This is a genomic window from Pseudomonas sp. B329, from assembly GCF_023127835.1.
Classification (GTDB): domain Bacteria; phylum Pseudomonadota; class Gammaproteobacteria; order Pseudomonadales; family Pseudomonadaceae; genus Aquipseudomonas; species Aquipseudomonas synxantha_A.
Genome location: NZ_SPKP01000015.1, coordinates 133374 through 148451 on the forward strand (window position 1 = coordinate 133374; position 15078 = coordinate 148451).

Annotated in this window: 14 protein-coding genes; 9 read left to right on the top strand and 5 right to left on the bottom strand. The window is 59.2% G+C overall.

All coding sequences use genetic code 11. The features are described from left to right. The first annotated feature begins 14 nt into the window (after nt 1-14). The gene (metR, locus tag E4P00_RS10310) at nt 15-932 is read left to right on the top strand and encodes a transcriptional regulator MetR (RefSeq protein WP_005785216.1); all 918 of its coding nucleotides are present in this window, start codon (nt 15-17) and stop codon (nt 930-932) included. Between the two features lie 475 nt (nt 933-1407). Here the strand turns inward: metR and E4P00_RS10315 are convergent, their stop codons facing one another. Genes E4P00_RS10315 through E4P00_RS10325 form a run of 3 tightly spaced genes read right to left on the bottom strand, consistent with a single transcriptional unit; the run spans nt 1408 to nt 3634 of the window. Further along, on the bottom strand, nt 1408-1914 hold the full coding sequence (locus E4P00_RS10315; protein WP_032877554.1) for a GNAT family N-acetyltransferase: 507 nt from the start codon (nt 1912-1914) through the stop codon (nt 1408-1410). Then, nucleotides 1911-2324 carry an NUDIX domain-containing protein gene (locus tag E4P00_RS10320; RefSeq protein ID WP_078820390.1) on the bottom strand — a complete coding sequence of 138 codons (414 nt, stop codon included), beginning with the start codon at nt 2322-2324 and terminating at the stop codon, nt 1911-1913. Before E4P00_RS10320 ends, E4P00_RS10315 begins: the two co-directional genes overlap by 4 nt. Next, nucleotides 2321-3634 carry an HD domain-containing phosphohydrolase gene (locus E4P00_RS10325; RefSeq protein WP_248131346.1) on the bottom strand — a complete coding sequence of 438 codons (1314 nt, stop codon included), beginning with the start codon at nt 3632-3634 and terminating at the stop codon, nt 2321-2323. The genes E4P00_RS10320 and E4P00_RS10325 overlap by 4 nt, the downstream gene beginning before the upstream one ends. Before the next feature lie 220 nt (nt 3635-3854). Between E4P00_RS10325 and E4P00_RS10330 the strand changes: the two genes are divergently transcribed. The 4 genes from E4P00_RS10330 to E4P00_RS10345 are packed head-to-tail and all read left to right on the top strand — an operon-like array spanning nt 3855 to nt 9913. Continuing rightward, entirely contained in the window at nt 3855-5729 is a 1875-nt protein-coding gene (locus E4P00_RS10330) for a GGDEF and EAL domain-containing protein (RefSeq protein WP_216090809.1), read from the top strand. A 58-nt stretch (nt 5730-5787) separates the two neighbouring features. Continuing rightward, nucleotides 5788-6723 (top strand): cytochrome c peroxidase, encoded by a 936-nt coding sequence (locus E4P00_RS10335; protein ID WP_248129988.1) that lies wholly within the window; start codon nt 5788-5790, stop codon nt 6721-6723. Continuing rightward, a complete protein-coding gene (locus E4P00_RS10340) occupies nt 6720-8537 on the top strand; it encodes a DAHL domain-containing protein (RefSeq protein ID WP_078820403.1) in 1818 nt (605 codons plus the stop codon). Before E4P00_RS10335 ends, E4P00_RS10340 begins: the two co-directional genes overlap by 4 nt. Continuing rightward, entirely contained in the window at nt 8534-9913 is a 1380-nt protein-coding gene (locus tag E4P00_RS10345) for an ATP-binding protein (protein ID WP_032877560.1), read from the top strand. The genes E4P00_RS10340 and E4P00_RS10345 overlap by 4 nt, the downstream gene beginning before the upstream one ends. Before the next feature lie 20 nt (nt 9914-9933). Here the strand turns inward: E4P00_RS10345 and E4P00_RS10350 are convergent, their stop codons facing one another. Together E4P00_RS10350 and E4P00_RS10355 are read right to left on the bottom strand one after the other, a co-directional pair. Beyond that, nucleotides 9934-10203, bottom strand: a complete 270-nt coding sequence (locus tag E4P00_RS10350; protein ID WP_078820386.1) for a type B 50S ribosomal protein L31 — start codon at nt 10201-10203, stop codon at nt 9934-9936. Between the two features lie 178 nt (nt 10204-10381). Next, complete coding sequence (locus tag E4P00_RS10355; RefSeq protein ID WP_228309388.1) at nt 10382-11260, bottom strand: hypothetical protein; 879 nt, start codon at nt 11258-11260, stop codon at nt 10382-10384. A gap of 238 nt (nt 11261-11498) precedes the next feature. Between E4P00_RS10355 and E4P00_RS10360 the strand changes: the two genes are divergently transcribed. From E4P00_RS10360 to E4P00_RS10375, 4 genes are all read left to right on the top strand, one after another. Next, complete coding sequence (locus E4P00_RS10360) at nt 11499-13118, top strand: FMN-binding glutamate synthase family protein (protein ID WP_078820385.1); 1620 nt, start codon at nt 11499-11501, stop codon at nt 13116-13118. A gap of 12 nt (nt 13119-13130) precedes the next feature. Continuing rightward, nucleotides 13131-13415 (top strand): putative quinol monooxygenase, encoded by a 285-nt coding sequence (locus E4P00_RS10365; protein WP_078820384.1) that lies wholly within the window; start codon nt 13131-13133, stop codon nt 13413-13415. Between the two features lie 60 nt (nt 13416-13475). Next, entirely contained in the window at nt 13476-13772 is a 297-nt protein-coding gene (locus E4P00_RS10370; RefSeq protein WP_078820383.1) for a cupin domain-containing protein, read from the top strand. Nucleotides 13773-13904: 132 nt separating this feature from the next. Continuing rightward, the gene (locus E4P00_RS10375) at nt 13905-15044 is read left to right on the top strand and encodes an OpgC domain-containing protein (protein ID WP_148853368.1); all 1140 of its coding nucleotides are present in this window, start codon (nt 13905-13907) and stop codon (nt 15042-15044) included. Nucleotides 15045-15078: the final 34 nt, after the last annotated feature.

The window sequence follows — 15078 nt, forward strand, 5'->3', positions numbered from 1 at the left end:
TCATGGAGGCGACAGTGCTGGAAATCCGTCATCTAAAAACACTGCATGCCCTGCGTGAAGCCGACAGCCTGGTAGAGGCAGCCGAGCGCCTGCACCTGACACAGTCCGCCTTGTCCCACCAGTTCAAGGAACTGGAAGAGCGCCTGGGCATGCCGCTGTTCGCGCGCAAGACCAAGCCTGTGCGCTTCACCAGCGCAGGACTGCGTCTGCTGCAACTGGCGGACGCCACCCTGCCCTTGCTGCGTGGCGCCGAACGCGACATCGCACGGCTGGCAGGCGGCACCGCCGGGCGCCTGCACATGGCCATCGAATGCCACAGCTGCTTCCAGTGGCTGATGCCCACTATCGACCAGTTCCGCGATGCGTGGCCGGAGGTCGAGCTCGACCTGGCCTCCGGCTTTGCCTTCGCCCCCCTACCGGCCCTGGCCCGTGGCGACCTGGACCTGGTGGTGACTTCCGACCCGCTGGAGCTGCCGGGTATCACCTATGTGCCGCTGTTCACCTACGAAGCCATGTTGGCCGTGGCCAACCAGCACCCGCTGGCGAACAAGTCATACATTGTGCCGGAAGATCTGCTGACGGAAACCCTGATCACCTACCCGGTGGAAAGAGACCGCCTGGACATCTTCACCCGCTTCCTGGAACCGGCCGACGTGGAACCCGCCCTGGTACGCACCTCGGAGCTGACGGTGATGATGATGCAACTGGTGGCCAGCGGCCGAGGCGTCTGCGGTATGCCCCACTGGGCGCTGCATGAGTACAGCTCACGCGGGTATGTGAAGGCCAAGCGCCTGGGCGAGAAAGGTCTGTTCGCCACGCTGTACGCGGGCATTCGGGCGGACATGCTGGATGCGCCGTACATGCGCGACTTCTTGCTGACGGCCAAGGACACGTCGTTTTCCACCCTGGATGGGGTCAGCGCAGTGCGTTAAGCGACTTCGCAGCCGCCAACGGTAACCACGATGCGAAGCGAGCCGCTCTTGATCCTGATCTGCTTTTGATTTTAAGCGCCCCGTCAAACCACGCTGGCCGAACGCAGGCTTGAATCCGTGGGTAACCCGGCAGGACGCCGGGTTAGCCGTCCTGGGCCAAGGATGACCCATGACGGCGGCCCACGGATTCAAGCCGGAGTGAGGGCACACCGAGCCTAAGCGAGGTGCCGAGTGGTGGGGCAAGAGCGCTTTGGTTACTTTCGCGCTTTTCGAAAGTGACCCGCTGTAAAAGCGGAACCAATAGCAGCCGTGCCCCAAATAACGGATATGTACTCGGTCTGATTCAGCATCCCAACCAACCCTGAGGCCGCCATCGGGGGCAAGCCCCCTCCCACATTTGAATCGTGTGGCATCAGTTAGATCGTCGTCGGCTTTCAGGCCGCCATCGGGAGCAAGCCCCCTCCCACATTGGATATCACTGATCTTTTAACTCACGCCACATGTGGATCTTGTCGAAATACTCCTCACCTACCCGCACCGCCAACGGCTCCAAGCCGTACTGAATGAAGCCGCAACGCTGGTACAGCGCAAACGCTGCCTCATTCCCGGCAGTGACAGTCAGTTGGATCAGCTCCAGCCGCGGGTGCCTACGGGCCTCCTCCAGAGCGGCCTCTACCAGTTGCCGGCCCAAGCCTCGCTGTTGATAAGCCGCACTCACATACATGCCGAATAATGTTGCCTTGTGCCACGCCTTCTCCCGCGGTTCGAACGCCAGACCGACGATACCCGCCAATTGGTCGCCCTCGAATGCGCCAAGCAGATGATCCAGCGCGCTGCTCACGCGTTTTTCCCACCAGCTCAGGGGCATCGCGGCGCGCTCGGCAACACTGGAGGTAAACGCCTGGGGATAAGCGCCATAAGCCTCAAGCATCAACGCCCGATACGCCAGGGCATCGCTAGCCTGCAGCGGGCGAATCATCATGCGCTGAACAAGGAAGCACGATAATGCGGCAGGATGAACTCACGCGTCAGCGGCGCCAACTCCAGGCCACCGTCGCCCATGGGGTCGATCCAGCATATTTCTTCTATTTCAGCCGCCGGTTCGACCGCCACGTCGATATGCAGCTGGTACATATCGGCCTGCACCATAAAACCCGGCTCGTTTGCGGCCCGGCTCGAGAATTGGCCGAGGTACACGGCTTCTTGCGGATTGATGTGCAGGTTCAGCTCTTCGTGCAGCTCACGAGCCAACGCCTGGAGCGGGGTTTCGTCAGCGTCGATCTTGCCGCCAGGCTGCATGAAGGCCCGGGTGCCGCGCTTGCGTACCAGCAGGGTTTGGCCGTCTTTATCGATCAGGACGGCGGCGGCGATGCGGATAGTTGAATGGCTCATGAAGGAATCGAGGTCTCGTCCGGTTGTTTGATGAATATGCTGTATTTGGCACCCTCCATGGCTTCGAAGGCAATCAGCTTGTCTACCAGCGGCAGGTTCAACACCTTGCCGGCGTTGAGCAGCAACATGCCGTTGTCGGCATTGAGGTTGCGGGCAAGCACCATCCCGGCTTCAAGTTCGCGGGTAGTGAGGACTTTGACCGTGGGGTCGCCCAGGGTCACGTCACTGAGGAAAGTCGCGCAGGCCAGCACAAAGTCTTCCACCAGCGTCGGGTCATACAAACGCCCGGCGTATTTGCGGATATACAGCAGCGCTTCGTCGCTGTTCAGGTGCCGCTCCAGGATCAAGCCCTTTTGCAGCTCGATGAAATCCACCGCCAGCTTCAACAACCGCGCCCCCGCCGGAATGACCTCGCCCTTGAGGTGGTCGGGAAACCCCGAGCCGTCCCACCGTTCCTGATGATGACGAATGATCCGCGCTGCATCCTTCATCGGCTCCAGGGTCATCAACAGTGATTCGCTTTGCGTCGGGTACTCGCGATACTGCGCGCGGTCGGTGCTGTGCAGCTTGTCCGCCGGCGACACCATCATGCTGTCGCTCCAGCTCAGCTTGCCGATGTTGTACAGCGCGGCGGCCATGGTCAGGTCGCGGGTGCTGGCTTCGTCCAGGGACTGGGCGGCGCAGCACACGCGGATCAGCTCGATCAACGCGCGGTTGGTCTGCTTGTTCTTGGGCAAGCGCAGGTTGGCCAACAGCGAAAACACTTCAGTGCCGGTCACGTAGCTGCGCTTGAGCTCGTCATAGGCCAGGTCGAGCATATCGGCGGTCTGCTGCAACTCGGCGGTGCGCGCGGTCACGCGTTTTTCCAGGGTGGCGTTGAGCGCTTTGAGCTGCTCGTTCTGCTCGCGGGTCAGTTGTTGGAGCCGCTGGTGTTCGAGGCACTGCTGCAGCACCAGTATCAGCTCTGCGTCATTCCAGGGCTTGCTGATGTAACGGTGGATCTGCCCGTCATTGATTGCCTTGATGATGGTGTCATGGTCTGCGTAACCGGTGAGCAGGATGCGGCCGGTGGCGGGATACAGGCGGTGAACCTGCGCCAGAAGCGTGGCCCCGTCCATACCGGGCATACGCGCATCGCTCATCACCAAATCCACGGGCCGACTGGCCATGATCTCCAGCGCCTGGGTGCCGCTGGTGGCCAATAACACCTCGTAAGGCTGGCCGCGCAGCAAGCGGCGCAGGCTATTGAGGATCGATTCCTCATCGTCAACCAGCAAAACGGCAGACTTCGTAGCGAGTTGTTCATCCATGGTGACTCTGCCTTCAAATTGAACGAAGTTAAGCTAGATTGACGAGGGGGGACGTGCCCGTACCGGCTCCCGGCGCACAGCGCTGTTGATTTGACGCCAAGTGGCCGTCGATATCAAGGAGCTCGACTATGCTGTCACTGCCAGTGGGCACCGAGCTACGCAGTCCAGCCAGGGAAGGAATCGCTATGCCATCAAGTCTTTTGCCTAGGCCAGACGCGCCATGAACACCCAAGGTGAACGTGCCAACCGTCGCATCCTCATCGTCGATGACACCGCCTCGATCCATCAGGACTTTCGCAAGATCCTCTGCGCCGATGAAGACGGCAAGCCCTCCCTCGATACCCTGGAGTCGACCCTGTTCGGCACCACTGCACCGTTGCGCCAAGCGTTCGAGCTGGATTCCGCCTACCAGGGTCAGGAAGCGCTGGCGCTGGTGAACAAGGCGCTGGCGGACAACGCCCCCTACGCCATGGTGTTTATCGACATGCGCATGCCGCCCGGCTGGGACGGGCTGCAAACCATCGAACAGCTATGGAACGTCGACCCCAACCTGCAAATCGCCCTGTGCACCGCCTACTCCGACTATTCCTTTGAGGCCATCGAAGCGCGACTGAAATACAGCGATCAGTTGCTGATCCTGAAAAAACCTTTCGACCCCTTGGAAATCCGCCAGATGGCCAGCGCACTGACCTGGAAATGGCAACTGGCCCAGGACGTGGCCCACAAGGTGCTCGGCCTGGAACGCATCATTGAAGAACGCGTGCAGGAACTACTCAAGGTCTCGCACCTGTTGCAATACGATGCCCTCACCGAGTTGCCCAACAGCACGTTACTCGGCGACCGGCTGACCCAGGCCATCGCCCTGGGCCGGCGGCATGACTCGCAACTGGCGGTGATGTTTATCGGGCTGGACCGCTTCAAACGCATCAACAACGCCCTCGGCTATCCGGTGGGCGATGAAGTGCTGCAGCACGTCAGTCGCAGCCTGGTGGCGACGGTACGCGCTTCGGATTCAACGTTTCGCTACGGCGCCGATGAGTTCGTGATCCTGCTCAACGATATCCAACACCCTCAGCAAACCCAACACATTGCGCAAAAACTGCTCAGCGCCGTCAGCGCAACGCGTCATATTGCGGGGCACGACCTGAACGTCACCGCAAGCCTGGGTATCAGCATTTACCCCAATGACAGTACCAATGCGGTGCAACTGATCAAGCACGCCGAAACCGCCATGCGCACCAGCAAGGAACGTGGCCCCAACGACTTCAGCTTTTACACCGAAGACATGAACCGCCGCGCCCAGCACCAGCAAAACCTGGAGAGCGCGATGCGCCAGGCCCTGGAACGCCATGAGTTCGTCCTGCATTACCAACCCAAGCTGGATCTGGCGTCCGGGCGGATCGTCGGCGCCGAGGCGTTGACCCGCTGGTTTGAACCGCAGTCAGGCTGGATCAGCCCGGCGCAGTTCATTCCGGTGGCCGAAGACAGCGGGCTGATCGTGCGCCTGACCCAGTGGGTGTTGCGCCAGGCCTGCGAGCAAGCCCAAGCCTGGCGGGATCTGGGCCTGGCGCCGCTGCGCATGTCGGTGAACATCTCGGCGATCGACTTTCGCCAACGGGACTTCGTCGACAACCTGGCCGCCATCCTCAAGCAAACCGGCCTGCCGCCCGCCCAGCTGGAGCTGGAAATCACCGAAAGCGTGCTGATGCAGAATGTCGACGAGACCGTAGATACCCTGCGCAGAATCAAGGCCATAGGCGTGCGTCTGGCGCTGGACGATTTCGGCACCGGCTATTCGAGTCTGAGCTACCTGCGGCGCTTTCCCATCGATGTGCTGAAAATAGACCAGTCCTTCGTGCGCGGCCTCAGCGTAAATAACCAGGACGAACAACTGATCAGCGCTATCATCGGCATGGGCAAGAGCCTGGAGCTGAACATCATTGCCGAAGGCGTGGAAACCGTCGAGCAACTCAATTTCCTCAAGGCCCACAAGTGTGAAGAGGGCCAGGGTTTTCTCTTCAGCAAGGCGTTGCCCCCCAAGGATTTCGTGCAGTTGCTGCAAGTGGGTTGCGCGACACTGATGCCCCATCCATAGCCCTAGGCCTGCAAGGAGTGCTCGCTTGAGCAACGTTTCAACTACCCGATTCAGCCTTGTGCTCGCGTTGGGCCTGTGCACCGGCGCAGTACTCGCGGCCGCACCGCTGGACGAAGCCCTAAAGCCGTTGCCGAGTGTTCCCCTACAGGATCCGGCCAAGGTTGAGCTGGGCCGTCGGCTGTTCAATGAGCCACGCTTATCGGCCAATAACAGCTTGTCCTGCGCCAGCTGCCATCACCTGGAAACCGGCGGCGCCGACAACAAACCTTTCTCCCTTGGCCTGGATGGCAAGCCGGTGCCACTCAATACGCCCACCGTGTTCAACGCCAGCCTGAACTTCAAGCAGTTCTGGAATGGCCGGGTCGACACCCTTCAAGCGCAGATCGAGCACGCGGTCATCAGCCCGGTGGAAATGGGCAGCGACTGGAAAGCTGTGGAATACAACCTGTCCGCCCACCCTGATTACCAGCGCGCCTTCGCGCAGGTGTATGCCGATGGCGTCAGTGCCGCCAACGTGCAGGATGCGCTGGCGAGTTACGAGCGCACGCTGCTGACGCCCAACTCGCGCTTCGACCAGTACCTGCTGGGCAACACCGAGATACTGACGATCAAGGAAAAATACGGCTACCAGCGTTTCAAGGAGTACGGCTGTATTGCCTGCCATCAGGGCGTGAATATCGGCGGCAATATGTTGCAGAAATTCGGCGTGATGGACGATTACTTCAAGGCACGAGGCAACCCGGTCGAATCGGACCTGGGCCGCTACCTGCTGACCGGCGATGAAGAGGACCGCCACGTGTTCAAGGTGCCCAGCCTGCGCAATGTGGCCGTCACCGCACCTTACTTCCACGACGCCTCGGCCAAGACGCTTGAAGAGGCGGTTGACGTGATGTTCAAGTATCAGTTGGGGCGCAATCCTTCTCAGGAAGACAAGGAGCTGATTATCCAGTTTCTCAGAACCTTGACCGGCGAATGGGCGGGCAAGCCGCTATGAGACGTTTTTCGCGCCGTCGTGCCAGCCAGATGCTGCTGGGCCTGATAGCCTTGTTATTGGCCTCTACACTGGTGTTTTTGTACCTCAAATCTTCCCGCGACCAAACAGCCACTTATACCCAGTCCCGGGACCTGATCCGCCAGCTTCAGCAACTCAATGCCCAATGGGACAGTGAAGTGCTCAAGGCCCGGATCGCGATTACCCACAACTACGATCCGCTGGTCACGCCCCTCTCGGACATGACCCGTATCTGGTCTGAACTACAAGGCCGCGACACCTACCACAACCCTGCCGACCTGCCGAGTTGGCAAGCCAGCCAGGCAGCGTATGTGGCCGCTATCCAGGAAAAAGCCCGGCTGGTGGATCAGTTCAAGTCCCACAACGCCGTATTGCGCAACTCGCTGGCGTTTTTGCCGACCGCCGAAGACGACATTCAAGCCCAATTCAACCAGATTGACGATCAAGGCCGGCTGCAAGTGCAAGGCGTGGCCACCGACACTTACGACCTGCTGCTCAGCAGCCTGGAGTTTGCCCAGGTCACCAGCGATGAACGCGCCGCCGATATCCTGGTGGGCCTGGGCAAACTGGCGATCAACAAACAGAGCCTGCCCAGTGAGTTCCAGGCGCCGGTGGAGATCCTCAGCAACCATATTTCGCTGATCCTGCGCGAGCAGCCGCTGGTCAACAGCCTCCTCGAACGCATTGCCGCCGTGCCGGTGGCCGAGCGCCTCGATGACCTGACCACCCACCTCAATCAGGACCAGCAGACCGCGGACCTCGTTGACCATCAATATCATCGCTACCTGCTGATCTTCTCGACGCTGCTGGTGGTGCTGTTGCTCTACCTGGCGGTGCGTCTGCTGCGCAGTTTCGCCGAGATCAACCGCGTCAATCGCGCCTTGCAATCGGCCAACGAAACCCTGGAGCAACGGGTGGAACGGCGCACCCAACAACTCAAGGATGCCCAGAGCGAACTGCTGGACAGCGCCCGCCAGGCAGGCATGGCAGAGATCGCCACCAACGTGCTGCACAACGTCGGCAACGTGCTCAACAGCGTGAATATTTCTGCCGAGCTGGTCAGCCGTAAACTGCGCGGCAGCAAAGCGCTGGGCCTGGGCAAAGCGATGCAATTGATCAACGCACACCAGGGCGACCTGGGCACCTTTCTCACCGAAGATGCAAAGGGCAAATTGCTGCCCGGCTACCTCAACCAACTGGTGGAAGCAATCGCCGTGGAGCAACAGGGCATGAGCGATGAGCTGGCGCAACTGAGCAAAAGCATCGATCACATCAAGGACATCGTCTCGACCCAGCAATCCTATGCCGGCGCCGCCACATTGCTGGAGCCGATCAATATCGGCGCCTTGATGGACGATGCCCTGCGCATGAACGCCGGCGCGCTGAGCCGTCACCACGTCACTGTGGTCAAGGAATACGCACAGGTACCGCAGATCCTCGGCGACAAGCATCGCCTGCTGCTGATCATGGTCAACCTGATCAGCAACGCCAAGTACGCCATGTCCAACCTTTCCGAGAGGCCACGGCAAATCACGCTGAAGGTCGAGGCCCAGGGTGAAGATACCTTGAAGATCAGTGTGAAGGACGATGGCGAAGGCATACCACCCGAGAACATGACACGGATCTTCACCCATGGTTTTACCACGCGCAAAGAAGGCCATGGCTTCGGCCTGCACAGCTGCGCCCTGGCCGCGGTGCAAATGCACGGCCAGCTCAGTGCTCACAGCGACGGGCCGGGCCTCGGCGCGGTATTCACCTTGACCATTCCCCTGACCCTTGCCGGAAGCAGCTCATGAACCAACCTCCCAACCGGCGCGTCCTGCTGATCGATGACACACCGTCCATTCATGAGGATTTTCGCAAGATCCTGATGCCGGATACTGCGCCCAACCAGGCGCTGGATGACATGGAGTCGGCACTGTTTGGTGACGCGGCCAAGCCCCAGGCCCAGGCGTTCGAACTGCATTCGGCCTATGGCGGCGAAGAGGGCCTGGGCTTGCTCACCAGCGCCATGGCGCAGCAGCGTCCTTATGCACTGGCGTTCGTTGACATGCGCATGCCCCAAGGCTGGGACGGCGCGAAGACGATCGAGGCGTTATGGCAGGTCGCACCCGAGTTGCAAGTGGTGGTATGCACCGCGTACTCGGATTACTCCTGGGAAGACCTGCTGTTGCGCCTGCAGGCCCATGACCGTTTGCTGATCCTGAAAAAACCGTTCGACAATATTGAAGTGCAACAGATGGCCAATACCCTGGCTAATAAATGGGACATGGCCCGGCGTGCGTCGCTGCAAACATCTCTGCTGGAACAACTGGTTGAAGAACGCACCCAGGCGCTGCAATTGGAAATCAACGAGCGCAAGCATCTGGAAAGCCAACTGGTGCAGTCGGAAAAGCTCGCCTCCCTTGGGCAGCTCGCCGCCGGCGTCGCCCATGAAATCAACAACCCGGTGGGGTTTATTTCCTCCAACCTCAGCACGCTCGACAGCTACTTCACGCAGCTGCAACAGATGCTCGACGCCTATCAACGCAGCGAGGAACACCTCGCGGCGCCAGAACAGCGGGATCAGCTAAAGGTTTTGCGCACCGACCTGGAACTGGATTTCCTCAAGGAAGACATACCGATCCTGATCCGCGAATCCAAGGAAGGGATTGGCCGTGTCGTGCAGATCGTCAAAGACCTGAAGAACTTCTCACGCGTGGATAACGACCAGACCTGGCAATTGGCTGACCTGCAGCAAGGCATCGATTCGACCCTGAACATCGTCGCCAGCGAACTCAAGTACAAGGCCGACGTGGTCAAGCACTACACGCCCCTGCCGGACATCGAATGCCTGGCCTCGCAGCTCAATCAGGTAGTGATGAACCTGGTGATCAATGCGGCCCAGGCCATGGGACCCCAGCGTGGCACCATTACCATCAGCAACGGCGTGGAAGGCGAGAATATCTGGCTGGAAGTGGCCGATAACGGCTGCGGAATTGCCCCTGAAAGCTTACAGAAGATTTTCGACCCGTTCTTTACCACCAAGCCTGTGGGCGAAGGGACTGGACTGGGATTGTCACTGTCCTACGGCATCATCAAGAAACACGGCGGGGATATCTCCGTCAGCAGCGAACTGGGCAGGGGCACGACATTTCGCGTGGTGTTGCCGATTCGCCAGAAGGCGGCGTAGGGCACGCCGCCGAATCATCCTCACGCGTCGGCTTTCGGGGTCGACCCAAACGAGGCAAAGCGCTTGTTGAAGCCGGCAATGCGGCCTTCGGCTTGGGTCTTGCGCTGTTGGCCGGTGTAGACCGGGTGCGAAGCACTTGAAACATCCAACGGGATATAGGGATAGGTGTTGCCGTCGCTGTGTGTGTGGGTGCGGTCGCTGTCGGCAGTGGAGCCGATGAGGAAGTACACGTCGGCGGCGGTGTCGTGGAACAGTACGGTGCGGTAGTCGGGGTGGATACCAGCTTTCATAAGGCCTCCGGGGCGTTTGGGTGCATTAGACATGTTATACAGTAACACTAAAAACACCTGCAAACGAGAACCGATTGCAATAATACCAGCAGGAAAAGTTCTAGCCGTTTCCTGGAGGTCCCTTTCCAGGAAATCGAGCTAATCCATGATTGAGCTCATCGGTTCAAACCAATCCGACTCAACTGCCGGTCGCCCCGAGTTTTGACTTAACCAAATCAGGCGTGGCTTCGTTGTGCTTCACTGCGTTGACATAGCCTTGAACGACCCCCACCAAATTCCCCCTCGCAGCACTGAAAAGTGCCTGGTCAAAACCATCAGCCCGAGTTTTATCGAACCCCTTCTTGGCCCCCTTCACAGCCTCCGCCAACCCCGCATTTGAGTCGCTGATGCCCAGGAGAATATTGCTCAGCCCCGGGATAAACCAGGTTCTCTTGCCGATCTTACCGGAAACATGCTGCAGGTTATCTTTGTTGGCGCCGCCCTGGGTGACATGGCGGTCGTTGGTACTGTCCAAGCGGTGATGGTGCCGTAGGGCTGAATAACCTTGCTCGGTAAAGTCCTTCCACATGCCTGCCGGCGTGCCGTGCCGCGCATCACCGCTACGGGTGATGCCTTCAAGGTCGCCATTGTCATGGGCTTTGCCTCGGTGTTCGCCTGTAGTCGATAAAGACGTATCGATATAGTTAAGCACCCGCGCAGCGTTGAATGCGGCATCCGCTCGTGACTCAGGGTCTTTATTGTTACTCGTCCAATCACCCAGAAGTTTGTAAGCCAATGGACGATTAATATCTTTTTGATGGCCGAGGTTTTTGAGGATCGGATTGTCGTTGATGATTTCGTCCGCAGTGCGGGTATCACCCGGAGGACGGCCAGTGGAGATTTCCGGCTTGCGACTCACATTCCGCTCAGGTTTCTCGATACCTTCCATTCGTTGATGTTCTTGGGCGACTTGCTCTCGTTGGGAGCCGGTTAATTGGCTCTTATCCCAGTTGGGAATGATCGGGATATAAATCGAGGCATGATGAGTATTGTTCGATGCCGATATCGATATAGACATAGGTAAGTCTCTTGCTCTGTGGTTATACATTCCTTCTGAGTAACAGCGTCCTTAGTCTTACATTCGATGAATGGTGATTGGGCAGTCATAAGTTCCTCTATGAGGCTGATAGCTTTTTTTGTCTGGACTGATGCATAGACGCACAAATACGCGACTGAGCGATCAATCCTTGTCCGTGCTTAATCCAGAGGTGCAGAATGGGTGATCGACCTGAAGAGTCCGAACCCAAGGAAACCGTATGAGCCTGTCCTTGTTAAGCCGCTACGCCTTCTTTGCTGTGTGCGTCATTTTCACCCTCGCCAGCCTGCCCTTTATCGAACACGAATGGTTGTGGCCCATTACTCTGGTCACCGGCATCCTCAGCCTGATCGGCATTTTCGACCTGCTGCAAAGCCCCCACGCGGTGCGCCGCAACTACCCGATCCTGGGCAATATCCGTTACCTGGTGGAAGGCATCCGCCCGGAAATCCGCCAATACCTGCTCGAATCCGACAGCGACGCCCTGCCCTTCTCTCGGGCCCAGCGTTCGCTGGTGTATTCGCGCGCCAAGAACGAAACCGCAGACAAGCCCTTCGGCACCTTGATCGATGTATACCAGTCGGGCTTCGAATTTATCGGCCACTCCATGCGCCCGGCACCGTTGAGCGACCCCAGCGCATTTCGCGTGATGGTCGGCGGCCCGCAGTGCACACAACCGTACTCGGCGTCGGTGTTCAACATCTCGGCCATGAGCTTCGGCTCGTTGAGCGCCAACGCGATTCGCGCGCTCAACCAAGGCGCCAAGCTCGGCAACTTTGCCCACGACACCGGTGAAGGCAGCATCAGCCCCTACCACCGTGAAAACGGTGGCGACCTGACCTGGGAACTGGGCAGCGGCTACTTCGGCTGCCGCACCAGCGACGGCCGTTTCGACCCGGAGCGCTTCGCCACGCAGGCGCAAAACCCGCAGGTGCGCATGATTGAAATCAAGATGAGCCAGGGTGCCAAGCCCGGCCATGGCGGGATCCTGCCCAAGCACAAGGTCACCCAGGAAATCGCCGACACCCGCGGCATCATGATGGGCGAAGACTGCATCTCGCCGTCACGCCACAGTGCGTTTTCCACGCCCATAGAACTGATGCACTTCATCGCCCAATTGCGTGAACTGTCCGGCGGCAAACCCGTGGGTTTCAAGTTCTGTCTGGGCCACCCGTGGGAATTCATGGGCATCGCCAAAGCCATGCTCGAAACCGGCATCCTCCCCGACTTTATCGTGGTCGATGGCAAGGAAGGTGGCACCGGCGCAGCCCCCGTGGAGTTCACCGACCATATCGGCGTGCCGCTGCGTGAGGGTTTGCTGTTTGTGCACAACACCCTGGTGGGCCTGAACCTGCGCGACAAAATCAAACTCGGCGCCAGCGGCAAGATTGTCAGTGCGTTCGATATCGCCAGCGTCCTGGCCATCGGCGCCGACTGGGCCAACTCGGCACGTGGCTTCATGTTCGCCATTGGCTGCATCCAGTCCCAGTCATGCCACACCAACAAATGCCCGACCGGCGTGGCCACGCAAGACCCACTGCGCCAACGTGCCTTGGTCGTGCCGGACAAGGCCCAGCGTGTGTTCAACTTCCACCGCAACACGCTGCACGCCCTGGCCGAAATGCTTGCCGCCGCGGGCCTGGATCATCCGTCGCAGTTGTCGGCCAAGCACTTGGTGCGACGCATGTCGGCAACAGAGATCAAACTGTTCTCGCAGCTGCATGTGTTCTTGAAGCCCGGCGAATTGCTCACGGGAGACGTGAACGGCGAGTTCTATTCGCGCATGTGGCAGATGGCGCGAGCAGACAGTTTTGAGCCCCATGAAACCGCTGCTGCCTGACGGACGCTTACCATGTTGAAAGTCATCGCTGAAGACTTTATCAAGCCAGAGCACCTGGAAACCGTGCGCCCGTGGTACGCCGAACTGGTGGAAAAAACCCGCCAGGAACCGCTGTGCGTTGCCTACGATCTGTTTGTCGATCAAAAAGACCCAGGGCATTTTATCTTTATCGAACAATGGCCTGATCAGGCGGCGCTGGATGCGCACTGCCAGACCGAGCACTTCAAACGGTTGGTGCCGCAGATCAATGAGCTTCAAGCCAAGCCGTGCCGGGTCTTGTTGATGGATGCTTTCTGACAAGACCTACCGCCTGCTGAACCGGACCACCGACGGCATCGTTGAAACAAGGAGATTCACATGCCGTTACTGGACTTCGCTGCAATCGCCGCGCAATTGCCCGACAGTTGGAAATCCACACGCTTGGGTCAGGTTGGCCCGGCGCGGATCAAAGTATTGCGCATGGATGAGCAGGCGTACGAGGAAGAAACCCACGACTACAACGAAGGGTTGTTGGTGATCAGTGGGTACTTGCACCTGTGCATCGGTGATCAAGTCATCAGGGTGGACGCCGGCCAGATGTACCTCGTGGAGGCCGGCACTGCCCACGGTGTGCTCACCGGCAGCCGGGGCATTCTGGTGATCATTGATGTCTAGAGACATTCAGTAATATCCAACCTTTGCAATTGCTTACAAATACCGCCAACCTGCGCCCGCTCGACGTGCCGCGTACGACAACGCGCGCGCTCACCTATCGTCATTCAACTACTTGTTCAAGAGCCCGCTGCCATGCTGAACGGACGCGACCCGCGCATCGATTTTTTTCGGGGCCTGGCGTTGATCTTCATTTTCTGGGATCACGTCCCCCACAACCCTCTTGGCCTGATCACTCTGCGCAACTTCGGCTTCAGCGACGCGGCGGAGGTCTTCGTGTTTCTCGCCGGGTTCGCCTCGGTGCTGGCCTACGGCAAGGTCATGCAGCGAGAAGGTTATTGGATGGCCTGCCTGAAAATCCTGCGCCGCACCTGGGTGTTGTATGTGGTGCATATTTTCCTGCTGGCCATGCTGATGGGTATCGTGTTCTTCGCCAACAACCATGTAGAAACCCGCGACCTGGTGGCGGAGATGGGCCTGACGCACTTCGTCACCCACCCGCAACAGGCACTGACCGACGAACTGCTGTTGCGCTTCAAGCCCAACCTGATGGATCCGTTGCCGTTGTACATCGTCTTGCTGGCTGGTTTGTCCGTGGTGCTGCCGCTGATGGTGCGCGCGCCCTGGGCCGTGGTGAGTGTCTCGCTGGTGGTATACCTGATGGCGCCGTGGATGGGCTGGAACCTGCGCGCCATTGCCGATGGCGTGTGGTATTTCAACCCTGTTACCTGGCAATTGCTGTTTGTGCTGGGGGGCGCCGCGGCGATTTACAGCCAGCGGCCCAGCGCGCCCGAGACACGCCCCTTACAGCGCCAGCCGCTGTTCGTCGCGGCGGCGCTGTATGTGGTGGTAGCCGGCGTGATCACGCTGTCGTGGCTCTGGCCTGAAATCCATGATGCGGTGATGCCCACCACGCTCAGCAACCTGCTGTACCCCATCAGCAAGACCAACCTGTCACCGGTGCGTCTCGTGCACTTTCTGGCGCTGGCCTATGTCACCGCCAAGCTGTTACCAAACCCGCAATGGACGCAAAACCGTCTGGCTGAACGGATTTGCCAGATGGGCCGTTATTCCCTGGAAGTGTTCTGCCTGGGCGTGGTGCTGGCGCCACTGGCGGACATGCTCAATGCCCAGGCGGATGACGCCGTGTTCATGCAACTACTCACCGCCTTGCTCGGTGTGGTGCTGATGTCAGCCCTCGCGGCCTGGATGGAGTTCAACAAACACCTCAACCAGACGCCACGCCCCTTGAAGCGAGACAAGCCAAATAGTTAATGCCCGCCTCGCTGCGCAGGAGCAAACGGCCCGG